The sequence below is a fragment of the Micromonospora sp. NPDC005299 genome, from assembly GCF_042872345.1.
GTDB lineage: Bacteria > Actinomycetota > Actinomycetes > Mycobacteriales > Micromonosporaceae > Micromonospora.
In genome coordinates this window covers 244,764-268,859 of the sequence record NZ_JBIAKG010000006.1, presented here as the reverse complement: position 1 = coordinate 268,859, position 24,096 = coordinate 244,764, and the positions used below count along the sequence as shown (strand labels likewise).

General features: G+C 75.0%; 22 protein-coding genes. 12 read left to right on the top strand and 10 right to left on the bottom strand.

Annotated elements, in window-relative coordinates; all coding sequences use genetic code 11:
• The first annotated feature begins 76 nt into the window (after positions 1 to 76).
• From ACFYPD_RS19460 to ACFYPD_RS19450, 3 genes are all read left to right on the top strand, one after another.
• Positions 77 to 2,212: a SpoIIE family protein phosphatase gene (locus ACFYPD_RS19460; protein WP_387115088.1), complete on the top strand. Its 2,136-nt coding sequence runs from the start codon at positions 77 to 79 to the stop codon at positions 2,210 to 2,212.
• 40 nt (positions 2,213 to 2,252) lie between these two features.
• Entirely contained in the window at positions 2,253 to 3,014 is a 762-nt protein-coding gene (locus ACFYPD_RS19455; RefSeq protein ID WP_387115085.1) for an HAD family hydrolase, read from the top strand.
• Between the two features lie 65 nt (positions 3,015 to 3,079).
• Positions 3,080 to 4,375 (top strand): cation:proton antiporter, encoded by a 1,296-nt coding sequence (locus tag ACFYPD_RS19450; RefSeq protein ID WP_387115082.1) that lies wholly within the window; start codon positions 3,080 to 3,082, stop codon positions 4,373 to 4,375.
• Here the strand turns inward: ACFYPD_RS19450 and ACFYPD_RS19445 are convergent.
• Positions 4,325 to 5,377 carry an anti-sigma factor RsbA family regulatory protein gene (locus ACFYPD_RS19445; RefSeq protein WP_387115079.1) on the bottom strand — a complete coding sequence of 351 codons (1,053 nt, stop codon included), beginning with the start codon at positions 5,375 to 5,377 and terminating at the stop codon, positions 4,325 to 4,327. The genes ACFYPD_RS19450 and ACFYPD_RS19445 overlap by 51 nt on opposite strands.
• Before the next feature lie 66 nt (positions 5,378 to 5,443).
• A complete protein-coding gene (locus tag ACFYPD_RS19440; protein WP_387115605.1) occupies positions 5,444 to 6,391 on the bottom strand; it encodes an NAD(P)/FAD-dependent oxidoreductase in 948 nt (315 codons plus the stop codon).
• 102 nt (positions 6,392 to 6,493) lie between these two features.
• On the opposite strand from ACFYPD_RS19440, the gene ACFYPD_RS19435 reads away from it, so the two are divergent.
• Positions 6,494 to 6,718 (top strand): DUF3072 domain-containing protein, encoded by a 225-nt coding sequence (locus ACFYPD_RS19435; protein ID WP_387115076.1) that lies wholly within the window; start codon positions 6,494 to 6,496, stop codon positions 6,716 to 6,718.
• Between the two features lies 1 nt (position 6,719).
• Here ACFYPD_RS19435 and ACFYPD_RS19430 read toward each other — a convergent pair whose 3' ends face one another.
• The 3 genes from ACFYPD_RS19430 to ACFYPD_RS19420 form a co-directional block, all read right to left on the bottom strand.
• Positions 6,720 to 7,220, bottom strand: coding sequence for a metallophosphoesterase family protein (locus ACFYPD_RS19430; RefSeq protein ID WP_387115073.1), 501 nt, complete (start codon positions 7,218 to 7,220; stop codon positions 6,720 to 6,722).
• Between the two features lie 74 nt (positions 7,221 to 7,294).
• Positions 7,295 to 8,074, bottom strand: coding sequence for a glucose 1-dehydrogenase (locus ACFYPD_RS19425; RefSeq protein WP_387115070.1), 780 nt, complete (start codon positions 8,072 to 8,074; stop codon positions 7,295 to 7,297).
• The gene (locus tag ACFYPD_RS19420; protein WP_387115067.1) at positions 8,071 to 9,912 is read right to left on the bottom strand and encodes a glycoside hydrolase family 15 protein; all 1,842 of its coding nucleotides are present in this window, start codon (positions 9,910 to 9,912) and stop codon (positions 8,071 to 8,073) included. The genes ACFYPD_RS19425 and ACFYPD_RS19420 overlap by 4 nt, the downstream gene beginning before the upstream one ends.
• Before the next feature lie 109 nt (positions 9,913 to 10,021).
• Here ACFYPD_RS19420 and ACFYPD_RS19415 point away from each other — a divergent pair, with 109 nt between their 5' ends.
• Positions 10,022 to 10,609 carry a general stress protein gene (locus tag ACFYPD_RS19415; protein ID WP_387115064.1) on the top strand — a complete coding sequence of 196 codons (588 nt, stop codon included), beginning with the start codon at positions 10,022 to 10,024 and terminating at the stop codon, positions 10,607 to 10,609.
• A 52-nt stretch (positions 10,610 to 10,661) separates the two neighbouring features.
• On the opposite strand, the gene ACFYPD_RS19410 is transcribed toward ACFYPD_RS19415, so the two are convergent.
• Entirely contained in the window at positions 10,662 to 11,246 is a 585-nt protein-coding gene (locus ACFYPD_RS19410) for a DUF1684 domain-containing protein (RefSeq protein WP_387115061.1), read from the bottom strand.
• Positions 11,247 to 11,381: 135 nt separating this feature from the next.
• Here ACFYPD_RS19410 and ACFYPD_RS19405 point away from each other — a divergent pair, with 135 nt between their 5' ends.
• Positions 11,382 to 11,864: a MarR family winged helix-turn-helix transcriptional regulator gene (locus ACFYPD_RS19405; RefSeq protein WP_387115058.1), complete on the top strand. Its 483-nt coding sequence runs from the start codon at positions 11,382 to 11,384 to the stop codon at positions 11,862 to 11,864.
• An 11-nt stretch (positions 11,865 to 11,875) separates the two neighbouring features.
• Entirely contained in the window at positions 11,876 to 12,862 is a 987-nt protein-coding gene (locus tag ACFYPD_RS19400) for a pirin family protein (protein ID WP_387115055.1), read from the top strand.
• 50 nt (positions 12,863 to 12,912) lie between these two features.
• Here ACFYPD_RS19400 and ACFYPD_RS19395 read toward each other — a convergent pair whose 3' ends face one another.
• Positions 12,913 to 13,041, bottom strand: a complete 129-nt coding sequence (locus ACFYPD_RS19395; RefSeq protein ID WP_387115053.1) for a hypothetical protein — start codon at positions 13,039 to 13,041, stop codon at positions 12,913 to 12,915.
• Between the two features lie 137 nt (positions 13,042 to 13,178).
• Between ACFYPD_RS19395 and ACFYPD_RS19390 the strand changes: the two genes are divergently transcribed.
• The gene (locus ACFYPD_RS19390; protein ID WP_387115602.1) at positions 13,179 to 14,768 is read left to right on the top strand and encodes a phospholipase D family protein; all 1,590 of its coding nucleotides are present in this window, start codon (positions 13,179 to 13,181) and stop codon (positions 14,766 to 14,768) included.
• On the opposite strand, the gene ACFYPD_RS19385 is transcribed toward ACFYPD_RS19390, so the two are convergent.
• Positions 14,717 to 15,472: a hypothetical protein gene (locus ACFYPD_RS19385; RefSeq protein ID WP_387115050.1), complete on the bottom strand. Its 756-nt coding sequence runs from the start codon at positions 15,470 to 15,472 to the stop codon at positions 14,717 to 14,719. The two genes, ACFYPD_RS19390 and ACFYPD_RS19385, sit on opposite strands and share 52 nt — an antisense overlap.
• A 355-nt stretch (positions 15,473 to 15,827) precedes the next feature.
• On the opposite strand from ACFYPD_RS19385, the gene ACFYPD_RS19380 reads away from it, so the two are divergent.
• Complete coding sequence (locus tag ACFYPD_RS19380; protein ID WP_387115047.1) at positions 15,828 to 16,652, top strand: SigB/SigF/SigG family RNA polymerase sigma factor; 825 nt, start codon at positions 15,828 to 15,830, stop codon at positions 16,650 to 16,652.
• A gap of 93 nt (positions 16,653 to 16,745) precedes the next feature.
• Here the strand turns inward: ACFYPD_RS19380 and ACFYPD_RS19375 are convergent, their stop codons facing one another.
• Positions 16,746 to 17,477, bottom strand: a complete 732-nt coding sequence (locus tag ACFYPD_RS19375) for a class I SAM-dependent methyltransferase (RefSeq protein ID WP_387115044.1) — start codon at positions 17,475 to 17,477, stop codon at positions 16,746 to 16,748.
• A 96-nt stretch (positions 17,478 to 17,573) separates the two neighbouring features.
• Between ACFYPD_RS19375 and hrpB the strand changes: the two genes are divergently transcribed.
• On the top strand, positions 17,574 to 20,138 hold the full coding sequence (gene hrpB / locus ACFYPD_RS19370) for an ATP-dependent helicase HrpB (RefSeq protein WP_387115041.1): 2,565 nt from the start codon (positions 17,574 to 17,576) through the stop codon (positions 20,136 to 20,138).
• Between the two features lie 7 nt (positions 20,139 to 20,145).
• On the opposite strand, the gene ACFYPD_RS19365 is transcribed toward hrpB, so the two are convergent.
• Positions 20,146 to 20,871, bottom strand: coding sequence for a PP2C family protein-serine/threonine phosphatase (locus ACFYPD_RS19365; protein WP_387115039.1), 726 nt, complete (start codon positions 20,869 to 20,871; stop codon positions 20,146 to 20,148).
• A 205-nt stretch (positions 20,872 to 21,076) separates the two neighbouring features.
• Here ACFYPD_RS19365 and ACFYPD_RS19360 point away from each other — a divergent pair, with 205 nt between their 5' ends.
• Together ACFYPD_RS19360 and ACFYPD_RS19355 are read left to right on the top strand one after the other, a co-directional pair.
• On the top strand, positions 21,077 to 23,686 hold the full coding sequence (locus tag ACFYPD_RS19360; protein ID WP_387115036.1) for a glycoside hydrolase family 9 protein: 2,610 nt from the start codon (positions 21,077 to 21,079) through the stop codon (positions 23,684 to 23,686).
• A 65-nt stretch (positions 23,687 to 23,751) separates the two neighbouring features.
• Entirely contained in the window at positions 23,752 to 24,072 is a 321-nt protein-coding gene (locus ACFYPD_RS19355; protein ID WP_387115033.1) for a DMT family transporter, read from the top strand.
• Positions 24,073 to 24,096: the final 24 nt, after the last annotated feature.

Below are 24,096 nucleotides of genomic sequence, written 5' to 3'. Positions count from 1 at the left end.
CACGGCCGGGCCGGCCGGCGGCCGACGCGCGCGCGTGATCGAAACCTGACCGCCAGGCTCCGGTTAGGCTGCGGTCATGCCAGGCACCGTCGGGCGGGTCCCCACGCCATCAGCCCCCACCCCGGGAGCGCCCGCTGGACCGGGCGCGACTTCCGGCGCGGCCACCGTCCTGGCCCACCCGTGGGCGGACACGCCGCTCGGCCCGCCGGACGGCTGGGATCCGGCGGTCCGTGCCGTGGTCGACCTGGTTCTGGCCTCCCCGGTGCCGATGGCCCTGCTCTACGGCGAGGACCTGGTCCTGCTCTACAACGACGGCTACGCGGAACTGATCGGCGACCGGCACCCGGCGGCGCTCGGCCGGCCGGCGGGGGAGGTGTTCGCCGACCTCTGGCACGACCCCGGCGCCGGCGAGGTGGTGACCCGGGTCTACCGGCGCGGCGAGCCCTACCTGGAGCGGGAGGCGGTGCTGCCGGTCGACCGGCACCGGGCCGGTCCCGCCGAGCCCGCCGTGTTCACGCGCGGCTACTCCCCGGTCCGCGACTCCACCGGGCGGATCATCGGCGTGCTCACCGTGGCCGCCCAGACCACCCAGGTCACCCAGCAGTTGCAGAGCCTGAGCGACTTCGCTGCGGCGCTCTCCGGCACCCTCACCCTGGACGACGTCGCCCGGGTCACGCTGCGCTACTGCCTGCACTCCTTCGACGCCGACCGCGTCTCGTTCGTGGTCGACGAGGGCTCCGCCTGGCGGATGGTCCGCCGGGTCCGGGGCGAGCTGCTGGACGAGGCCGACGAGCGGCTGCCGCCGCTGTGGCGGCGGCTGCAAGCCGACGCGACCATCCCGATCGTGGTCACCGCACGCAGTGGCGTGTCGTCCTTCGTCACCGACGGCCAGCCGCTGCGGGACAACGCGGCGGACCGGCACGACCAGAAGATCCGGGCGATCGCCTCGCTGCCGCTGCGCTCGACGGTCATCCGCGGCGCGCTGACCGTCGGCTACCAGGTCGCCCATCCCTGGTCACCCGCGGAACGGGCGCTGCTCGCCGCCTCGGCGGAGCTGGTCGGCCAGGCCGCCGAGCGGGCCCGCCGCTTCGAGACCCAGCACGGCACCGCCCAGCTGTTGCAGCGCAGCATGCTCCCGGAGCAGCTGCCCGACCTGCCCCGGCTGCGGATCGCCGCCCGCTACGACCCCGGCGTCGACGGCAACGCCGCCGGTGGCGACTTCTACGACGCGTTCGTGCTGCCCACCGGCGCGCTCGGCGTGGTGCTCGGCGACGTGGCCGGGCACGACGTGCAGGCCGCCGCCCGGATGGGTCAGGTACGCGCCGCGCTGCGCGCGCTGGCCCTCTCCGACCCCCGGCCGGACGCGGTGCTCGGCGGCCTGGACCGGCTGGTCGCCAGCCTGGGCACCGAGGGCGGGACGCACGAGCTCTTCGTGACCGTGGTGTTCGGGGTGGTCGAGGCCGACCGGGAGCAGATCACCCTGGCCAGCGCGGGCCATCCCGCGCCGCTGATCCGACGCTGCCCCGCCGAGGGCGACCCGGTCGCCGAATACGTCGAGCTGCCGCCCGCGCCGCCGCTGGGCCTGGGCGGCCGCCCGCGGACGGTCACCGTGCCGTTCCGCCCCGGCGACACCCTCCTGCTGTTCAGCGACGGGGTGGTGGAGCGACGCTGGCAGGACCTCACCGCCGGCCTGGCCGGGTTGGGTGCGGCCGTGACCGCCGCGACCAGCGGGGACCCGCGGGCGCTCTGCGCGGTGGCGAGCGCCGCGGTCCCGGGTGCCACCGAGGACGACGTGGCCGTACTGGCCGTGGAGCACGCGGTCAAGCCGAGCCGGTCGGCCGGCATGGAGGTGCCGGCCGAGCCGACCGCGCCGAGCCGGGTCCGGCACTGGATGACCGCCCAGCTCACCGACTGGCAGGTGCCCGAGGCGGTGGTCGGCGCGGCGGTGCTCTGCACCAGCGAGTTGACCACCAACGCCCTGCTGCACGCCGGCACCGCCGCCCGGGTCGAGATCGACCTGAGCCCGGAGCGCCTGCTGGTCTCAGTCGCCGACTCCGGCACCCGGGGGCAGGTGACCCGGGCGCAGACCGACACGCTGAGCAGCCGGGGCCGCGGGCTGGGGCTGATCGAGGAGCTGAGCGACGCCTGGGGCACCGACCCCACGGTGCGCGGCTCGACGGTCTGGTTCGAAATCCTCATCCCGTCCGGGTGAGTCGCGCGTCGGCGGCGACCCGGGCGGGTAGGAGGGTGCCATGCCTGACGACAACCGCTGTGGCGTCCTCTTCGACGTGGACGGCACCCTGGTCGACACCACGTACCTGCACACGGTGAGCTGGTGGGAGGCGCTCCGCCAGGGTGACCACCGGGTGCCGATGGCGCGGATCCACCGGGCCATCGGGATGGGTTCGGACAAGCTCCTCGACCACCTGCTCGGCGCGGAGCGGAATCGGGACGCGGACGGCAAGCTGCGCGACACGCACGACGCGCTGTACGCCGAGTACTGGGAGCGGCTGGTGCCGCTGCCCCGGGCGGTGGACCTGCTGCGCGCCTGCGCGGCCCGAGGGCTGCGGGTGGTGCTGGCCACCTCGGCGGCCGAGCACGAGGTGGCCGCCCTGCGGGCCGTCCTCGACGCCGACGACGTGATCGACACGGTCACCTCCTCGGCGGACGCGGAGGAGAGCAAGCCGGCACCGGACATCCTGGCGGCGGCGCTGGCCCAGTCGGGGCTGGCCGCCGAGCGGGTGGTGTTCGTCGGCGACTCGGTCTGGGACGTCGCCGCGGCCGGCAAGCTGGACGTGCCCTGCATCGGCCTGACCTGCGGGGGCACCAGCCGCGGCGAGCTGGCGGGCTCGGGCGCGGTCGCCGTCTACGACGACCCGGCCGCCCTGCTGGACGGCCTCGCCGACAGCGCGATCGCCGCCCTCACCGATCCGGCGAGGGCGGTTCGCGCGCCGCGCCGCGCCGGTGACACAGTGACCGGTCCCACCGGCGAGAAGACGGACACGGAGGCATAGCCGGCATCGCTTCGGGGCACTGGTGACCACCTGCCCGCTCCGTGGGCTGGCGGAAGGGTGGTGCCGTGGAACCGGTCGATGTCGCGTTCGCGCTGCTGGGCGTCGGTGCGCTGCTGGCGGGGATCCTGCCCCGGGTGCTGGAACGCCGGCCGCTGTCGATGCCGATCGCGTTCCTCGGCCTCGGCATGCTGGTCTTCGTGCTGCCCACGGGGCTGCCGACCCCGGATCCGCTGCGCTGGCCGGAGCTGACCACCCACCTCACCGAGGTCGGCGTGATCGTCGCGCTGATGGGTGCCGGTCTCAAGATCGACCGGCCGTTGAGCTGGGCACGCTGGTCGTCGACCTGGCGGCTGCTGGCCGTCGCCATGCCGCTGTGCATCGCCGCGGTGGCGGTGCTCGGCTGGTGGTGGGCCGGCCTGGTGCCGGCCGCGGCGCTGCTGCTGGGCGCCGCGCTCGCCCCGACCGACCCGGTGCTCGCCTCCGACGTGCAGGTGGGCGAGCCGACCGACGTGGAGGACTCGGAGGACGAGGTGCGCTTCGCGCTCACCTCGGAGGCCGGGCTGAACGACGGGCTGGCCTTCCCCTTCGTGTACGCGGCCATCGCGATCGCCACCACCAGCCTCGCCCCGGCGGACTGGCTGGCCCACTGGCTCGCCGTCGACGTGCTCTACAAGCTCGCCGTCGGGGTGGGCGGCGGGCTGCTCATCGGCTGGCTGCTCGGCAAGCTCTTCTTCCGGGCCCCGAGCAACCTGCGGCTGGCCCGGCACGCCGAGGGCTTCCTCGCCCTCGCCGCGACCTTCCTGGCGTACGGGCTGGTCGAGGTGGTCGGCGGGTACGGCTTCCTGGCCGTCTTCGTGGCCGCCCGGGCGATCCGGGCCGCGGAACGCACCCACGAGTTCCACTCCGTGCTGCACGATTTCGCCGAGCAGGTCGAGCGGCTGCTCACCGTGCTGTTGCTGCTGCTCTTCGGCGGCGCGGTGATCGGCGGACTGCTCGCCCCGCTGACCTGGCCGGCGGCCCTGGTCGGGCTGGCCCTCGTGTTCGTGATCCGGCCGCTGGCCGGCTGGCTGTCGCTGCGGGGCGCGCCGGGCCGCCCGGCCGAGCACTGGGTGATCGCACTGTTCGGCATCCGCGGCGTCGGCTCGTTCTACTACCTGGCGTACGCCACCAGCAGCACGGACTTCCCGCAGGCCGAGCTGGTCTGGGCCACGGTCGGCCTGGTCGTGGTGGTCTCGGTCGTGGTGCACGGGATCGCCGCCACCCCGGTCATGCAACTGCTCGACCGGGCGGGCGAGCGGACGCGGGAGGCCTCAGAGGGTGGCCGGGCGGACGAACCCGCCCTGGACGGCGTCCGGGGCTGACCGCTGCGCCGGCACCCGGGCGGCCGGCAGCTCCAGGCACAGCCGCACGGTGGTCACCCCGTCGGCGACGTGCACGTCCACCAGGTCGCAGAGCCGGTGCACCAGCAGCAGCCCCCGGCCGCGCACGCCGGTCACCGGCGGCGGGATCCGGCCGGCCAGGGGATCGGCCAGCTCGCCCGGGCCGCTCACCTCGCAGATGAGGTCGCCCGCGGCGGCCCAGCACCGCGCGGTGGCAGGCCCGGCGCCGTGGGTGAGCGCGTTGGAGGCCAGCTCGGTCACAGCGATCCGCAGGTCGTCGATCCGTTCCGCGGCGAGCCCGGCGGCCTCGGCGACGGCGGCCACCGCCGCACGCAGCGCCCCGAGGCCCTCCGCTCGGACCGGCTCGGCGTGCGCGCCGTCGGGCGGCGGGGGCAGCGGGCGGGCCAGCCGGCGCAGCACCGCCCGGGGCGGCCGGTAGCCGGCACTGGGCCGGGCCACTCCCCCGCTGACCAGCCAGCGGTGGGTCCGGGCGACGTCGGCCAGCGTCCCGGCCGGCAGCCGGGACCGGTCGAACAGGCAGCGCATGGTGAGGGGACGGTCGGTGAGACCGAGATTGATCATGGCCTCGTGCTCGACGCAGTGCCGGTGCGCGGCCGGGCGCCGGCCGGGCCAGAGCGACTCGCCGACGACGCGGACCCGGCGGCCGGGGAACCGGTGGACGAAATCACGCAGCGTGGTCGCGATGATGGTCGCCGGGTTGCGCCCGATCACCGCCATGTCGGCCAGGTCGACACCGTCGAGCGGATCGAGCAGCGGCCGGACGAGGGACAGCCGGCCAGTGGGCACGGCGACCAGCACCGGCTCGCCGGCGGCCCGTCCGGCCTCGACGAACTCGGCGACGGCGGCGCGGTAGTCCCGGTCGTCGGCGTAGAACAGGGCGTCGTGGCGCAGCCCGCCCTCCGGGAACGGCGACCGGTCGACGCCGGTCCTGCCGTCTCCCGGCCGACCGCCGGCGCCGTTCACTGCCCGTACACCTCCCCGGCGAAGGGTACCCGTGGGTGACGAGCCGCCTGCGCGCAGTGGCACCGGTCAGACACGGTCCGCGAGCAGTCGGGCGGCCAGGGCGCGGCCCAGGTCCCGGCCGGAGCGCCAGGCGCCCTGCACCCGCGGCCGCCCGAAGGCGTCGCCGGCCAGGCCGATCCCGTCGTCGTCCAGGTGGTAGGTGCCGTCGCCGCCGGCGGCCGGTTTCGCGTACGTCCAGCGGTGCACGTGGGTCAGTTCGGCCGGCTCGGGCAGGCCGAACAGGTCGCGGACGGCCTGCTCGATCGCCGGGCCGGCGGCGGTGGGCTGGAGCAGGTGCCCGGAAGCGAACTCGGAGGTGGTGTGCGCGACCAGCACCGGGGCACCGTCGCCGCGCCGGTCGCCGTCGTCGCAGACCAGGCTCAGCACCGGATGCCCGTTGACGAACGCGCCCCGGAAGTCCGGCCAGCGGCGGGCCGGGAAGCGCAGGACCCCGGCCAGCGCGGAGGACCAGCGCTGGGCCGCCACCGCGCGGGTGGCCGCCGCCAGCGCGGGGTCGAGCAGCAGGGCGGCCTGCGGGCCTGGCATGGCCAGCACGACCGCCTCGGCGGCCCGCCCGTCCACGCGGGGGCCCGGCTCGACGGTCATGACCAGGCGGTTGTGCGCCACCGGCAGGTCCCCGGCCAGGTGCTCCACCAGCGAGCGGAGCCCGCGCGGGGCGGACCAGCGCACCGGGCCGGCCACCTCCTCGCGCCCCCGCGGCCCGTACGCGACGAGCGTGTCGGTCCACTCCCGGGCCAGGCCGGCGGCCCGCCACCCGTCGACCACCGCGGCGAAGTCCGGGTCGTCGACGGTGAAGTAGGCGGGGCCCAGGTCGGCGGGGCGGCCCTCGAAACGCCGGCTGGCCATCCGCCCGCCGGTCACCCGGGCCCGTTCCCGGACCTCCACCGGGATGCCCGCCCGGGCCAGCTCGGTCGCGCAGGCCACCCCGGCGATGCCCGCGCCGACCACCACCACACCCGCCCGGTCCGCAGTCACGCAGATGATCGTAGGCGGCGACCGGCATGAAGACCGTGCGACGGGGGTAGTGGTACACCTGTTCGAGGAGAGGTGATCATCATGGCCGACCGCAGCAACGGCAGCACGGACCCCGTCAACCCGGACGCCGCCGTCAAGGACCCGGACGACTGGGTCACCGGCGATGAGCCGCCGACCGCGGCGCAGGAGTCGTACCTGCACACCCTGGCCCGGGAGGCGGGCGAGGAGGTGCCGGACGGGCTGACCAAGGCCGAGGCGTCCCGCCGGATCGACGAGCTCCAGGCGGAGACCGGTCGCGGCCGCTGACTCAGCGCGGGGGCAGGCGGTGCAGCTCGACCCGGTCGAGCCGCCCCGCCGCCACCCGTGCGGTCAGGTAGGTCGCGTGCGGCTGGGCCCGCCGGTCGGTGGGTGAGCCGGGGTTGAGCAGCCGCAGGCCGCCCGGGGCCACGCTGTCCCACGGGATGTGGGAATGCCCGAACACCAGCAGGTCGCAGTCACCGAAGGCGGCGGTGCAGCGCTCCTCCCGGCGGGTCTTCGGCCCAGTCTCGTGCACGACGGCGACCCGCAGCCCGCCCAGCTCGACCCGGGCCACCTCGGGCAGCCGGGCGCGCAGCGGCGGCCCGTCGTTGTTGCCGTACACCCCGACCAGCCGGCGGGACCGGGCCACCAGGGCGTCCAGCAGGGACACGTCCACCCAGTCGCCGGCGTGTAGCACCACGTCGGCGGCCTCGACCGCCGCCCAGAGCGGCGCGGGCAGGTCGCGCGCCCGCTTCGGCACGTGCGTGTCGGCCATGATGACCAGCTCCATCCCCCGATCCTGCCCGCCACCGGGGCCCGCTGTCGCGCGGGCGCCCCGCCGCCGCGGTCGGTTGAGCGCCGGGTTCAGGCGCCCTGACCCTGGTTCTGCATCAGGCCGCCGTCCATGAAGTACGTCGAGCCGGTCACGTACTCGGCGTCGTCGCTGGCCAGGAAGACGGCCAACTTGGCGATCTCCGACGGCTGCGCGGCCCGTTTCCAGGGGATGCTCTGCACCTGCTCCTCCAGGTACTTCGGGTCGTCGATGGCCCGCTGGTTGAACGGGGTGAGCACCATGCCGGGCCCGATGTTGTTGACGTTCATGCGCATCGGGGCGACCTCCAGCGCCAGGCTCTTGGCGAACTCCAGCACGGCGCCCTTGCTGGTGTCGTAGTCGGCGCCGCCGGCCCGGGCGACCTCCTGGTGGATCGAGGTGATGTTGATGATCCGCCCACCGCCGCCCTGGTCGCGCCGGTGCCGGACGAAGCGGCGGGAGCAGAAGAAGGCCCCGTAGACGTTGGTGCGGATGCACCGGTCCCAGGTCTCGGTGTCGAGGTCGGCGACCGGGATGCCGGAGGCGTCCACTCCCGCGTCGTTCATCAGGATGTCCAGCCGGTCGAACTCCGCGAGGGCCTCGTCGAACATCGCCTCGACCTGGTGCTCGACGCTGATGTCGCCCTGCACCACCACGGCCCGCCGGCCGGACTTCTCGATCTCGGCCCGGGTGTGGTTCGCCCCGGCGTGGTCGTGCAGGTAGTGCACCACCACGTCGGCGCCCTCGCGGCCGAACTCGATGGCGGTGGCCTGGCCGATACCCGAGTCCGAGCCGGTGATCAGGGCGGTCCTCCCCGCCAGACGTCCGGTCATCCGCGTACTCCCTCCGTGGTGGCCGCGCCGGTCGGCACGGCCGCTTGGTCGGTCCGGCCGCCGAGCCGCTCGGCGGCCGCGGTGATCCGGCCCGCGGCGTTGATCAGGCCGATGTGCGAGAAGGCCTGCGGGAAGTTGCCCAGCTGTTCACCGGTGGTCTCATCGATCTGCTCCGCATAGAGGCCGAGGTCGTTGACCTGCGCGGCGAGCTGCGCGAACAGCTGCCGCGCCCGGTCCAGCTCACCGGCCTCGGCCAGGCCGGCGGCCAGCCAGAACGAGCAGATCAGGAAGCCCGCCGGGTCGTCGTTCCAGCGGCGCAGCAGGCCGTTGCGGGACAACCGGCGCTCGACCACGTCCATCGTGGCGCGCATCCGCGGGTCGTCGGCCGGCAGGAAGCCGACCAGCGGCATGATCAGGACCGAGGCGTCCAGCTCGTCGGAGTCGAACGCGCCGGTGTACGCCCCGACCCGGTCGCTCCAGCCCCGGTCGAGCACCGCCGCGCGCACCTCGTCGCGGGCGGCCGCCCAGCGCGCCACGTCGGCGGGTTCGCCGATCCGGGGCCCGAACCGGACGGCCCGGTCCAGCGCCGTCCAGCACTGCACCTTGGACGACAGGTAGTGCCGCTCGATGTCGCGCGCCTCCCACATCCCGGCGTCGGGCCGGTGCCACTGCCGCACCGCCTGGTCGGCGAGAGCGTGCAGCATGTGCCGCACGTCGGCCGACATCGGGTCGAGGTAGTGGCGCATCAACCACGCCGCGTCGAGGACCTCGCCCAGCACGTCGGACTGCCGCTGCTGCCAGGCGTCGTTGCCGATCAGGACCGGCCGGCTGCCGGCGTACCCGGCGAGGTGGTCGAGGCGGTGCTCGGTGAGGTCCCGCTCGCCCTCGACGCCGTACATGATCGGCACCGGCTCGTCGTCGATCCGGCCCATCGCCCGGGCCACCCAGCTGAACTGCCGATCGGCCTCGTCCGGGCAGGCGGCCAGCCAGAGCGCCTGGAGGGTGAGGCTGAAGTCGCGGAGCCAGACGAACCGGTAGTCGTAGTTGCGGTCGCCGCCCAGCTCCTCGGGGATCGAGGTGGTGGCCGCCGCGACGACCGCCCCGCTGGGCCCGTAGGTCATCCCCTGCACCATCATCGCGCTGCGGCGGACCATCTCGCGGTAGTCGCCGTGGTAGTCGTGCAGGTCGGCCCAGGACCGCCAGCCGGCGACGGTGTCGGCCAGCACCTGGTCGGCGTCGGGCAGCGCCGGCGCGCCGCCCCGGTAGGTCGGGGCGTACCCGAGGGTGAAGTGGTGGGCGCTGCCGGCGCGGGCGGTGAACGTCCCGGACGCGGCGCCCTCGCCGCAGGTCAGCGGCACGTTGGCGCGCAGCTCCAGCCGGCACGCGCCGGCCGTCGCCCCGATCACCCCGTCGGTGTCGGTGAGGTAGGCGTTGACCCGCCCGTACTCGAAGCGGGGCGCGTAGTCGACCCGCATCGGCACCTCGCCGGTGAGCCCCTCGACGACCCGGGCGAGCACCCGCGGCGACCGCCGCCCGATCCCGTGCCCGCGCGCGCCGGGCTCCAGCGCCAGGGCGTCGGTGACGGCCGCCGTCCCGGTCGCGGTGGTGAAGACGGTACGCAGCACGAGCGTGTCGTCCAGGTAGGACCGGGTGCTGGTGAACTCGCCCGCGGGCCGGATGCTCCAGTGCCCGGCCGCGTCGTCGAGCAGCCGGCCGAACACGGACGGCGCGTCGAAGCGGGGCGGACACCACCAGTTGACCGCGCCGGCCCGGTCCACGAGGGCGGCGCTGTGCCCGTCGGCGAGGAAGCCGTGCTCGCTGATCCGTCCGGTCCGCACGGGGTTGGCTACCCGGCCCGGCGGTCGCCATGCGCCGCCATCGGTCCGGACGGGCGCGTTACCGCCCGACGGGGGTGGGAACGCGGCGGGTTGACGAAGGAGGATGCTCATGACCAGTTCCTCGAGTCCGACCGCGGCCTGGCGGCCCGGGATGCCGGGCAGCGACAACCTCCCGTCCGGTCCGAGCGGTCGCCCGTCGCCGCCCAGCGGGGACGGACACGGGCCGCAGGCCGGCCCGCCGACCGTCACGATCGGGTCGTATCCGGACTATCCGTCCGCCCAGCGGGTGGTGGACTATCTGGCCGACAACCGGTTCCCGGTGGAACGGACCGCGATCGTCGGGACGAACCTCACTCTCGTCGAGACCGTGATGGGCCGGCTGACCACGGGCCGGGCCGCCCTGGTGGGTGCGGGCACCGGCGCCTGGTTCGGCCTGTTCATTGGGTTGCTCTTCGGCATCTTTACCGCGGGGAACTGGCTCGCGGTGATCCTGGTGGGCCTGGTGATTGGCGCGATCTGGGGCGCCGTGTTCGGCGCGGTGGCCCACGCCATGACCGGGGGCCAGCGCGACTTCACCTCGGCCAGCGCGCTGCGGGCCAGCCAGTACGCGGTCACCGTGGACGCCGAACTGGCCGACCAGGCCCGGCAGCTGCTCGGCCGGATGCACCTGACCCCGACCGGCGCCACCGCCCGCTGACCGGTCGAGCCCGACGCCCCGGCGCGCCCCGTCGCGCCGGGGCGTCACCGCGTCAGTGGTAGGACCGCTCGCCGGCGCGGATCGGGACGTCGACCCGGTTCTCCGGCGGGGCCAGCGGGCAGGCCCACCGGTCGTCGTAGGCGCAGCTCGGGTTGTAGAGGTAGTTGGCGTCGAGCCGGACCCGGTTGCCGGGCAGCACGGTCAGGCCGCGCCCGAAGGTCCCCTTCACCGTGTCGGTGAGGTAGCGCCCGCCACCGTAGGCCTCGGCGCCGCAGGTGGCGTCGCGCACCGGGAGGAACAGCCCGCCCCCGTACGCCTCGATCCACCACAGGGTGAGCGGCCCCCAGGGCGTCTCGGCGACCGCCACCCGCCGGTACCGCACCACCCCGTCGGGCCCGCCGGTGTCGATGCTCTCGGTGCCCGAGGCGGGGCGCAGGGGCGCCTCGACCACGGCCGCCGGGTCGGGTGGGAACCAGCGCAGCCCGGTGAAGCCCGGTCGGTCGGCGGCCGGCAGGGGGCTGCTGGGGTGGCTGCGGAACAGCTCGTCCCGGGCCGCCCGGAAGCCGGCCAGGTCGAGGTCGGAGAGGTAGAGCCGGGCCACCCGCTCACGCCAGTCCTGCACGTCGAGATCGTCCACCCTCCGACCCTAACCGGGGCCGCCGACACCCAGCGGTTCAGATTCGGAATTTCCCGGTGTGTAGCACCACTGTCGTGCGGCTCACCTCCGATGCAGGAGGCTTGTTTAAATTTTAAAGAGTGCTAGTCTCGTGGCATGACGGAGAGCCTGGACCCCGAGCGGCTGGCCTGCTGGCGCGCCTACATCGAGGCGAGCCAGCGGCTGTTCACCCAGCTCGAGGACGACCTGCGCGCCGACAGCGAGCTGAGCTTCGCCGACTACCACGTGCTGGTGCTGCTCTCCGAGGCGCCCGGGCAGCGGCTGCGGATGGGCGAGCTGGCCGGCCGGCTGGTGTTCTCGCCGAGCCGGCTGACGTACCAGATCTCCTCGATGCAGAAGCGCGGCCTGGTGGCCCGGGAGTCCTGCCCGGACGACCGGCGCGGCAGCGAGGCGGTGCTCACCGCCGCCGGGCTGCTGACCCTGCGCGAGGCCGCGCCGCACCACCTGCGCTCCGTGCGCACCCACCTGATGGACGACCTCGACGACGCCGAGATCGCCTGCCTCACCCGGGTCTTCGAGCGGCTCGGCCGGCGCCTCGGCGCCGACCGCAACGCGTCGTCCACCCCGGCCGACAAGTAAGGAGTCCCGAGATGCCCGCGATCACCGTCGACGACGTCCTCGTCCTGCCCCGCCTGCCGGAGCTCGGCGAATCCACCAGCTACCGCCCGGTCCGCCGGTTGACCACCGCGCCGAGCGGCTACGAGGGTGAGGGCTTCCCGGTCCGCCGCGCCTTCGCCGGGGTCCCCATGACCGAGCTGGACCCGTTCATCCACCTCGACCAGATGGGCGAGGTCGACTACGCCCCGGGCGAGCCGAAGGGCACCCCGTGGCACCCGCACCGGGGCTTCGAGACGGTGACCTACATGATCGACGGGATCATGGACCACCAGGACTCGCAGGGCGGCGGCGGCACCATCACCGACGGCGACACCCAGTGGATGACCGCGGGTCGCGGCCTGCTCCACATCGAGGCGCCGCCGGAGCACCTGGTGATGAGCGGCGGGCTCTTCCACGGCCTCCAGCTCTGGGTCAACCTGCCCCGGGTGGCGAAGATGAACCCGCCGCGCTACCAGGACATCCGCGGCAAGGAGTCGGCGCTGCTGACCACGCCCGACGGGGGCGCGCTGATCCGGGTGATCGCCGGCGAGATCGCCGGGCACCAGGGCCCCGGCTCGACCCACACCCCGATCACCATCGCGCACGTGACGCTCCAGCCCGGGGCGGAGCTGAACCTGCCCTGGCGGCCGGACTTCAACGCGCTGGTCTACGTGCTGGCCGGCCGGGGCACGGTGGGCACCGACGGGCGGCCGGTCCACCTCGGCCAGCTCGCCGTGCACGGGCCGGGCGACGCGCTGCGGGTCACCGCGGACGCGCGGCAGGACGCCAACACCCCGGCGCTGGAGCTCTACATCATGGGCGGCCAGCCGATCCGCGAGCCGGTGGCGCACTACGGCCCGTTCGTGATGAACACCCGGGCCGAGCTGATCCAGGCGGTCGAGGACTACCAGGCCGGCCGGCTCGGGGTGATCCCGGCCGAGCGGCTGCCGCACAGCGGCGGCGAAGGCGATCGCCCCTGACCGCTTGATCCGACGGGCGTCCCGGTTCCCCGGGGCGCCCGTCGCCGGTCTCAGGAGACGGCGAAGATGCCGGCCACCCCGAGGATCACCATCAACAGGACCGCCACCAGCGCACCCCGTTCCCCCTCCACCGCCTGCTCGCGGTATTCGGTCACGGTGTTCTGCGTCTCGGCGGGCATGCTGTGGCCTCCTCGGTTTGCGATCCAGGGGTCCGGCGCACCCCCGCCCGAGCACCCCGCGACCTGGGTCGGTCGGCGTGCGGTGCCGTGCCGGGGGTCCTACCGTGAGGACGATGTCGACCTCGGGAGGCTGGAACGTGGCGATGCAGGACTGGTTCCTCTCCGCACAGGAACGCGCCAACCCACGGTCTGAGTTACCCGTCTGGACGAGCGGAAACCTCGTCGAGCCGTTGATTCACGGCGGCGCGTACTTCGACCGGCTGGTCAGTGAGGTGGAACACCTCCAGGCCGGCGACCATCTCTTCTTCACCGACTGGCGCGGCGACCCGGACGAGCGGATGCGGCCGGACGGCCCGACCGTGGTGCAACTGTTCGCCCGGGCCGCCCAGCGCGGGGTGGTCGTCAAGGGCCTGATCTGGCGCTCCCACCTCGACGCGCTCGCCTACAGCGAGGAGGAGAACCGCGACCTCAGCGAGGTGATCCGCGCCGCCGGCGGGGAGGTGCTGCTCGACCAGCGGGTCCGCCGCGGCGGCTCGCACCACCAGAAGCTGGTGGTGCTGCGCCGCCCCGGCGCCCCGGAGCGGGACATCGCGTTCGCCGGCGGGATCGACCTCTGCCACAGCCGGCGGGACGACGCGGCGCACGCCGGCGACCCGCAGGCGGTCGCCATGTCCCCGCGGTACGGCCCGCACCCGCCCTGGCACGACGTCCAGCTCGCGCTCCGCGGCCCGGTGGTCGGCGCGCTGGACACCACCTTCCGGGAGCGGTGGACCGACCCCATGCCGCTGGACTCGGAGAACCCGATGGCCTACCTGCGGGACCGGCTGCGCGGCTCGGACCTGAGCCCGGACCCGCTGCCTGAGCAGCCCGCCGACCCGCCGCCCTGCGGGCCGCACCACGTCCAGGTGCTGCGCACCTACCCGGCGGTCCGCCCGCGCTACTCGTTCGCCCCGGACGGCGAGCGGACGGTGGCCCGCGGCTACACCAAGGCGGTCCGCCGGGCCCGCCGGTTGATCTACCTGGAGGACCAGTACCTCTGGTCGACCGAGGTGGCCGACCTCTTCGCCCGGGCCCTGCGCGAGCAACCGGAGCTGCACCTGGTGGCCGTCGTGCCCCGGCACCCGGACGTGGACGGCCGGTTGGCGCTGCCACCGAACATGGTCGGCCGGTCGCAGGCCCTCGCGCTCTGCAACGAGGCCGCCCCCGACCGGGTGCACGTCTTCGACGTGGAGAACCACGAGGGCACCCCGGTCTACGTGCACGCGAAGGTCTGCGTGGTGGACGACGTCTGGGCCAGCGTGGGCAGCGACAACTTCAACCGCCGCTCGTGGACCCATGACAGCGAGCTGTCCTGCGCCGTGTTGGACGACACCCGGGACGAACGGGCCCCCACCGACCCGGCCGGCCTGGGCGACGGCGCCCGGGTGTTCGCCCGGGAGCTGCGGCTGCGGCTGTGGCGGGAGCACCTGGACCGGGACCCGGACGGCGGGGACGACCGCGACCTGCTCGATCCGGCGGACGCGGTCGAGGCGATCACCGCGGCGGCGGCGGAGCTGGAGCGGTGGCACGAGTCCGGGCGCGTCGGGCCCCGACCGCCGGGGCGGCTGCGACCGCACCGGCCGGAGCGGCTGCCCTGGCGTACCCGGCTCTGGGCGCTGCCGGCGTACCGGCTGGTCTACGACCCGGACGGCAGGCCGCTGCGGGCCCGGCGCGCCGGCACCTGGTGAGCCGCCGCGACCGGCTCGCCGGTGGGCAGCGGCTCGTCCAGCGCGTTCGGCCGGGCCGGGTACGCGAACGACACCCGGGGCGAGTAGAAGCCCCAGCAGACCTGTAGCGGGTTGGCCGGCCGGAGCGCGTAGACCGGGTGCTCCGGGGCGAGGAACTCCACCGACTCGACCTCGAACGGCGACACCGGCTCGGCCACGTACGGGTAGTCGGCGACGATCAGCTCGCCGTCGCGTGCGGTCAGGTAGCGGTGGTGGCCGTTGTGCGCCTCGGTGCCGGTGTGCCCGACCCCGGCGGTGACCTGGATGAGCGGCCGCCCGTCGGCCCACGTCTCGGCGGTGAGCCGCCCGCCCCGGACGTCGACCAGGGTCTCCCCCGGCATGGCCGGGGCGCCGCGGGCGGACGCGTACTGGCGGACCCGCGGGCTGGAGGCGAGGTAGTGCGTCCACCAGCCGCCGGGTGCATCGCCGTCGGGCGGCTCCATGTCCGCGAGTGAGACACCGAGGAAGGTGAGCGAGTACGCGCCGAAGCCGGAGGTCTGGGTCTCGTCGTCCACCACGTACTGGCAGAGGAACACCTGGTGGTCGGGGCGCGGGCGGAGACCGGCCGGGACGAGCGCCGCGACCGCGTCGGGGTCCGCCGGGAGCCAGCTGAACAGCAGGGTCCGGGCGTTGACGACGAGTTGCGGAGCGGCGGGATCCAGCACGGTGCCTCCGTAGACGTGTACACCTGGACGCTACGGGCGGTCCCGTCTGCGGGACAAGGACGGAAAGGCGACAGTGTGAGCCAACTGTCGGGTTTCACGTTGACCGGTCGGCCCGGGGCATCGTCCGTCCGGTCAGCCGGACCCGGCCGCCTCGCCCCACCGCGCCGGTCGGCCATCCGAGGGCTTCTGCCCCGATTCAGGCTCTTTATGCCGTGACACCACTTAAGTACATCGTACTTTCGGCTAGATTTCCTCCGGCTGATCAGGCTAAGGTGACTTCCGAACGGCCTAACTGAAGCTAAACCGAAGCGTCACGTCTTTTTGTTTCGCGGACGAGGTGCAGGGAGGACCACCCATGACCGCGCACACGATCAGCGAGCCGGCGACGACAACGCCGTCCACCCCCGAGAAGCTCGACCCGCGGGCGCTCACCGACAGCGCCGCCGACCTGCTCAACGCGATGGCGGCGCTTCCCGCCCACCACCCGTCGCGCGCCGCGCTGCGCGACCGGGCGATCGAGGCCTGGCTGCCTCTCGCCAACCACCTCGCCCACCGCTACAGCGGCCGGGGCGAGCCCACCGACGACCTGGCGCAGACCGCCGCCGTCGGCCTGATCAAGGCGATCGACAAGTTCGACCCGTCCCGCGGCGTCGACTTCGCCGGCTACGCCATCCCGACCATCATCGGCGAGCTGAAGCGCCACTTCCGCGACCGCACCTGGGACATCCGGGTGCCGCGTCGCCTCCAGGAGCTGCGGCTGGCCATCTCCGACGCCAACAGCACCCTGCTGCAGACCCTCGGCCGCTCCCCGACGGTCGCCGACATCGCCGGCCACCTCAAGCTCACCGAGGAAGAGGTCCTGGAGGGCCTGGAGGGCGCCCGCGCCTACAACGCGGTGTCGCTGTCCACCCCGACCGGCGACGGCGACCGGGCCACCGAGCTGGGCGACATGCTCGGCGGCGAGGACGGCGAGTTCGAGCTGGCCGAACTGCGGGTCGCCCTCGGGCCGGCGCTGGCCACGCTCGACGAGCGCGAGCAGAAGATCCTCACGCTGCGCTTCTACGGCAACCTGACCCAGTCGCAGATCGCCGAGCAGATCGGCGTCTCGCAGATGCACGTGTCCCGGCTGCTGGCCCGGGCGCTGACGAAGCTGCGCGGGCAGCTCGACGGAACGTACTAGGGGGTGGCGGCGGTGGCCGGGTCGGCGGGCCCGGCCACCGTATGACGACCACTCGGGCCCGGTCGGCGGTGCGCCGGCCGGGCCGTTCCGTGTTCAGCGCAGCACCAGCAGGTCCAGCGCGTCGACCACCGGAGCGTGCGGGGTCCGCTGCGCCGCCTCGCGCAGCCGGCGCACCCCCCGGTCGTAGTCGGCGTCGTCGAGCAGCACCAGCGGGGTGTGCGCCGCGCGCCGCAGCCCGTCGGCCGCCGCCCGCAGCGAGCGGGCGCTGACCTGCGGCACCGGCTCCAGCGCCACCGGGGCGAACCCGGCCGGCTCGAACGCCGCGCAGACCTCGGCCACCGAGGGATAGCCCTCCAGCACCCGCAGCGCCTCCGGAAACCAGCGGAACAGCGTGACGCCCCCGCCCCGACCGGCGAAGACCGACCGGATCAGCACCGGCGCGCCGGGCCGCAGCACCCGGCGCAGCTCGGCGGCGACCGCCGGCAGGTCGGGCAGGTGATGCACCACCGTGGACAGCCACGCGCCGTCCAGGCCCGCCGCCGCGAGGGGCAGCGCCTCCGCCCGCCCGGCCACCATGCCCGGGTACGCCGAGCGGGCCCGCATCGCCGCCGCCGGCTCGACCGCCACCACGTCCACCCCGTACCAGTCCCGGAAGGCGGCGGCCCACGTGCCGGTGCCCGCCCCCACGTCGAGCACCCGGTCCCCGGGTCCGACGGGCAGGTGCCGGGACACCGCGGCGCGCCAGCTCGCCAGGCCGTCGGCCGGCATGTGCCGGGTCGCCGCGAAGGCGGCGGCCGAGGGTTCGTCGTACGCCATCATCGCCATGACCGTCACTCCACGCGAGGAAACGGTCACGGTCAATGTGAGAAGTCGAACAGGACCCCGCGCCGGCCGCCCGGCCGGGGGTGCGAGAGTGGGTCCGTGCTCTCCGACGTCTCCCTGGACCTGCCGGTCCGGCCGGTCCTGCCGGCGCTGGTCGAGGCGCTGGACGCGGCCGGCGCGGCGGTCCTGGTGGCGCCCCCGGGCACCGGCAAGACCACCCTGGCGCCGCTGGCGGTGGCCGACGAGGTTCCCGGCCGGGTCGTGATCGCCCAGCCCCGCCGGGTGGCCGCCCGGGCCGCCGCCCACCGGATGGCCGCCGTGCTCGGCGAGAAGGTCGGCGACCGGATCGGGTACGCGGTGCGCGGCGAGCGCCGGGTCGGTCCGCGTACCCGGATCGAAGTGGTCACCACCGGCCTGCTGGTCCGCCGGCTGCACCACGACCCCGAGCTGCCCGGCGTCGGCGCCGTGCTGCTCGACGAGTGCCACGAGCGGCAGCTCGACGCCGACCTGGCGCTGGCGTTCACCGTGGAGGCCCGCGGCACGCTCCGGCCGGACCTGCGGCTGCTGGCCATGTCGGCCACCCCGCAGGCGGACCGGTTCGCCGCGCTGCTCGGCGGGGGCGCTCCCGCGCCGGTGGTCCGGGCCGAGGCCGCCCTGCACCCGGTGGACCGGATCTGGGCGCCGCCGCCCCGCCCGGTCGCCGCTCCCGGCGCGGGGCGGGTCGACCGGGCGCTGCTGGACCACGTGGCGGCGACGGTGCGCCGGGCGCTGCGCGAGCGCGCCGGGGACGTGCTGGTCTTCCTGCCCGGCGCCGGCGAGATCGCCGCCGTCGCGGGCCGCCTGGCCGACCTGCGCGACGCGGTCGCCGTGCTGCCCCTGCACGGCCGGCTCCCCGGCGCCGCGCAGGACGCGGCGCTCACACCGCTGCCGGGGCGGCGGCGGGTGGTGCTGTCGACCGCCGTGGCGGAGAGCAGCCTGACCGTGCCCGGGGTACGCGTCGTCGTGGACGCCGGGTTGAGCCGGGTGGCCCGCACCGACCTGGCCCGTGGGCTGGGCGCGCTGGTGACCGTGCCGGTGTCCCGGGCGGCGGCCACCCAGCGGGCCGGCCGGGCCGGGCGGGAGGCGCCGGGGGCGGTCTACCGGTGCTGGTCGGAGGCGACCCACGCCCGGCTCGCCCCGCAGCCCGAACCGGAGATCGCCTCCGCCGACCTGACCGGGTTCGCGCTGCAACTGGCCGCCTGGGGCACGCCGGACGGGGTCGGTCTGGCGCTGCCCGATCCCCCGCCGCCGGCCGCGCTGGCCGTCGCCCGGGACACGCTGACCACGCTCGGCGCGGTCGACGCGGACGGCCGGATCACCGCACGGGGGCGGGCCATCGCGGCCGCCGGTGCGCACCCCCGGCTGGCCCGCGCGCTGCTCGACGGGGCGCAGCGGGTCGGCGCCGACCGGGCCGCCGAGGTGGTGGCGCTGATCGCCGAGGAGACGCTGGGCGGTGCCGGGGACGACCTCACGGCGCTGTGGCGCCGGCTGCGCGGCGGCGCCGACCCGGCCGCCACCGCCCGCTGGCGTGCCGAGGTACGCCGCCTGCGCGCCGCCCTGCCCGACGACCTGGCCCCCCGCCGCTCCGGGCGCGACCGCCAGAGCGACGACGGGACCGCGGGGCACCCCGGGCGGGAGCGCCTGCCCGACGACCTGGCCGCGGGGCTGCTGGTGGGGCTGGCGTACCCGGAGCGGTTGGCGCGGGTGCGGCGGGCCGGCGGGTCCGCGTACCTGATGGCCGGTGGGACCGCTGCGGAGCTGGCGGCCGGGTCGGGGCTGGCGGGGTCGGCGTGGCTCGCGATCGCCGTGGCCGACCGCTCCCCCGGCGCGCCGACCGCCCGGGTCCGGCTGGCCACCCCGGTCGACGAGGCGACCGCCCGCGAGGCCGGCGGGCCGCTGCTGCGCGCCGCCCGCGAGGTCGGCTGGTCCGGCGGGGACGTGGTGGCCCGGGAGGTGGTCCGGCTCGGCGCCATCGAGCTGGTCGACCGCCCCCTCGCCGCGCCCGATCCTTCGCGGCTCGCCGAGGCGGTGCTCGCCGGGCTGCGCCAGGACGGCCTGACCCTGCTAACCTGGACGCCGGAGGCCACCGCCCTGCGCCGGCGGCTGGCCTTCTGCCGGCAGGCGCTCGGCGACGAATGGCCGGACGTCTCCGACGCCGCACTGCTCGCCGCCGCACCGATCTGGCTTGGCCCCGAGCTGGCCCGCGCGCGCCGCCGGGCGGACCTGGCCCGGGTCGACGTGGCGACGGCGCTGCGCCGGCTGCTGGACTGGCGGCAGGCCGCCCGGCTGGACGAGCTGGCGCCGGAGCGGCTCCCGGTGCCCAGCGGTTCGCGGATCCGGCTGGACTACGCCGACCCGGCCGCCCCGGTGCTGGCGGTGAAGCTCCAGGAGACGTTCGGCTGGCGGGCCGCGCCGCGGATCGCCGACGGCCGGGTGCCGGTGCTGCTGCACCTGCTCTCCCCCGCCGGCCGGCCGGTGGCGGTCACCGCCGACCTGGCCTCGTTCTGGCGGACCGGCTATCCGCAGGTGCGGGCGGAGCTGCGCGGGCGCTATCCCCGCCACCCGTGGCCGGAGGACCCGACCAGCGCCGAGCCGACCCGCCGCGCCAGCCCGCGCCGGCGCTGACCCCCGGCTACTCGTCGACCACGTCGGCGATCACCACGGTGACGTTGTCCGGGCCGCCGGCCCGCAGCGCCAGGTCGATCAGCTTGGCCGCGCACGCCTCCCGCTCCGGGTAGCCGCCGAGCACCTCCGCGAGGGTGTCGGGGCGCACCACGTTGGAGAGCCCGTCGCTGCACAGCAGCCAACGGTCGCCGGCCCAGGGCACCATCGTCGCGTAGGTCGGGGAGACCTCGTCGCCCTGCAACGCCTGGGTCACCACGGCCCGGCGGGGGTGGCTGCTCGCCTGCTCGGCAGTGATCACGCCCTGGTCGACCAGCATCTGCACGAAGGTGTCGTCCCGGGTCACCTGCTTCAGCACGCCCTCCCGGAACAGGTAGGCGCGGGAGTCCCCGACGTGGGCCAGCGCCAGGCAGCTGCCGGTGCGGGCGAACAGCAGCGCGGTGAGGGTGGTGCCCATGCCCTGGCGTTCCGGATCCTCCTCGACCGCCTGCCGGATCCCCGCGGTGGCCAGCTCGATGCCGCCCTGGAGGGCGGCGACCAGCGCGTCCTCGGGGGTCTCCACGTCCAGCGGCGCGAACGCGTCCATCGCGATGCGGCTGGCCAGGTCACCGGCGGCCATGCCACCCATGCCGTCGGCGACGGCGACGAGCCAGTTGCCGGCGTGCTGGGCGTCCTGGTTGCCACTGCGGATCAGCCCACGGTCGCTCGCCCCGACGGAACGAAGCTTCAGGGTCATGGGACGCAGCCTGCCAGTTGAAGGGCTCGGTTGTCTCTAGGAGATCAGGACCATGCTACGTGGCGCGGCGAATCTCACTGTCCGCGGCGGCGCGAGGCCATCGAACCGGATCGATTGACAGCGGGGGAACGCGCTGGAAACATCGGCCTGGAATTGGGAGCGCTCCCAGCTCCAACCCGTCCCCCTGCGCACGGAAGGAACCTCCGTGAACCCACCCCGACGTCGGCTCGCCGCCCTCGCCGCGGCCACCACCCTGGCGCTCACCGGCGGCACCGCCGGCCCAGCCCGTGCCGAGGTGCCGCCGGACGCCCCCGAACAGCTGCGCAACGGCGACTTCAGCGCCGGCACGTCCCCCTGGTTCTCCTACGGCACCGGTGACCTCGGGGTCACCGACGGCAGGCTCTGCACCACCGTCGCCGGCGGCCTGGCCAACCCCTGGGACGCCGGCATCGGGCAGGACGCGGTGCCGCTGACCGCCGGCGCCGAATACGAACTCTCCTTCGACGTCTCCGCCACCCCCGGCACCGCCGTCCGGGCAGTGCTCCAGCTCGGCAGCGCCCCCTACACGACGTACGCCAGCGTGGACGCCACCGCGGCCACCACCGCCCAGCACGTCACAAAGACGTTCACCGCCCCGGCCGACAACCCCGGCGCCCAACTGATCTTCCAGGTCGGCGGGAGCCCCGAGGCGCAGACGTTCTGCCTGGACGACGTCTCACTGCGCGGCGGCGAGGCGGCCCCGCCGTACGAGCCGGACACCGGGCCGCGGGTGCGGGTCAACCAGGTGGGCTACCTGCCCGGCGGGCCGAAGAACGCGACCGTGGTCACCGACGCCGCCGAGGCGCTGCCCTGGCAGCTCAGGTCGGCCGCCGGGGCCGTGGTGGCCGGCGGAACCGCCACCCCGCGCGGCGTCGACCCGGCGTCCGGGCAGCGGGTGCAGACCGTCGACTTCTCCGCGTACCGCACCCCGGGCACCGGCTACACCCTCGTCGTCGACGGGGAGACCAGCCACCCGTTCGACATCTCCGGCAGCCTCTACGACCGGCTGCGCGCCGACTCGCTCCAGTTCTTCTACGCCCAGCGCAGCGGCGCCCCGATCGACGGCGACCTGATCGGCGCCGGCTACGCCCGCCCGGCCGGCCACCTCGGCGTGGCGCCCAACCAGGGCGACACCGACGTGCCCTGCCAGCCGACGGTCTGCGACTACTCCCTGGACGTGCGCGGCGGCTGGTACGACGCCGGCGACCACGGCAAGTACGTGGTCAACGGCGGCATCGCGACCTACCAGCTGCTCAACGCCTACGAGCGCACCAGGACCGCCGAGAGCGCCGGCGGCGGGGCGGGGCTGGGCGACGCCACCCTGCGGGTGCCCGAGCGGGGCAACCAGGTCCCGGACATCCTCGACGAGGCCCGCTGGGAGCTGGAGTTCCTGCTGCGCATGCAGGTGCCGGCCGGTCAACCGCTGGCCGGGATGGCCCATCACAAGATCCACGACCGGAACTGGACCGGGCTGCCGCTCGCCCCGCAGGACGACCCGCAGCCCCGCGAGCTGCACCCGCCGTCCACCGCGGCCACGCTCAACCTGGCCGCCGTCGCCGCCCAGTGCGCCCGCCTCTACGCCCCGTACGACGCCACGTTCGCGGCCCGCTGCGGCGCCGCCGCGAAGACCGCGTACGCGGCCGCCAAGGCCCACCCGGCCGTCCACGCCTCGGCGGCCGACGGCACCGGCGGCGGCGCCTACGACGACACGAACGTGACCGACGAGTTCTACTGGGCGGCGGTCGAGCTGTGGCTGACCACCGGCGAGCCGGCGTACCGGACCGACCTCACCGCCTCGCCGCTGCACACCGCCGACGTCTTCGGCGCCGGCGGGGCCTTCGGCTGGCAGAGCGTGGCCGCGCTGGGCCGGCTCGACCTGGCCACCGTGCCCAACGGCCTGCCGGCCGCCGAGCGGACCCGGATCCGCGCCTCGGTGACCGCCGCGGCCGACCGCTACCTGGCCACCCTGCGGGACCAGGCGTACGGGCTGCCGCTGCCCGGCGCGGCCGACGCCTACGTCTGGGGCAGCAACAGCAACCTCGTCAACAACGCGATCGTGCTGGCCACCGCGTTCGACCTTAGCCGGGACGCGCGGTACCGGGACGGGGCGGTGCAGAGCGCCGACTATCTCCTCGGCCGCAACGCGCTGAACATGTCCTATGTGACCGGCTGGGGCGAGCAGCATGCGCGCAACCAGCACAGCCGGATCTTCGCCCACCAGCTCGATCCGGACCTGCCGAGCCCACCGGCCGGTTCGCTGGCCGGCGGCCCGAACGCCGCCCTCCAGGACCCGTACGCGGCCAACCTGCTCGCCGGCTGCGCGCCGATGTTCTGCTACGTCGACGACATCAACTCGTACGCGACCAACGAGGTGGCGATCAACTGGAACTCCGCGCTGGCGTGGCTGGCGTCGTTCCTCGCCGACCAGGGCGACGCGGCGGCCGTGCCGGCGCCGACCTGCGCGGTCACGTACACCACCCACGGGAGCTGGCCGGACGGCTTCACCACCCAGGTGACGGTGCGGAACACCGGCACGGCGGCGGTGACCGGGTGGAGCGTGCGGTGGGCGTTCAGCGGGGACCAGACGGTGCGCGGCTACTGGTCGGCGAAGGTCAGCCAGTCCGGGGCCACGGTCACCGCCCGGAACGAGTCGTGGAACGCGCGGATCGCGCCAGGCGGCACGGTCACCTTCGGCCTGAACGGCGCCACGGCCGGCGGCCCGAACCCGAACCCGAACCTGATCACCCTCAACGGCGCCGCCTGCACCATCTCCTGACCGGCGTGGGTGGCCTCTCGCTCGACGGGAGGCCACCACCGCCGGGCAGGCGTGATCATGGGGGCATGGCCTACCTCTACCTGCTCGGGGCGATCACCGCCGAGGTGATCGGCACCAGCCTGCTCAAGGCGACCGACGGCTTCACCCGGCTCTGGCCCACGCTCGGCGTCGCGGTCGCGTACCTGTCGTCGTTCGGGCTGCTCTCCCTGACCGTCAAGGACATCCCGGTCGGCGTGGCGTACGCGATCTGGTCCGGGCTCGGCACCGCGGCGATCATGGCGATCGGCGCGGCCTTCCTCGGCGAGCCACTGAGTGTCGCCAAGGTGGTCGGCGCGGGACTGGTGATCGCCGGGGTGGTGGTACTCAATCTCGGCGGCGCCCACTGAGGCGAAACCGGGCCGTGGCGCGGA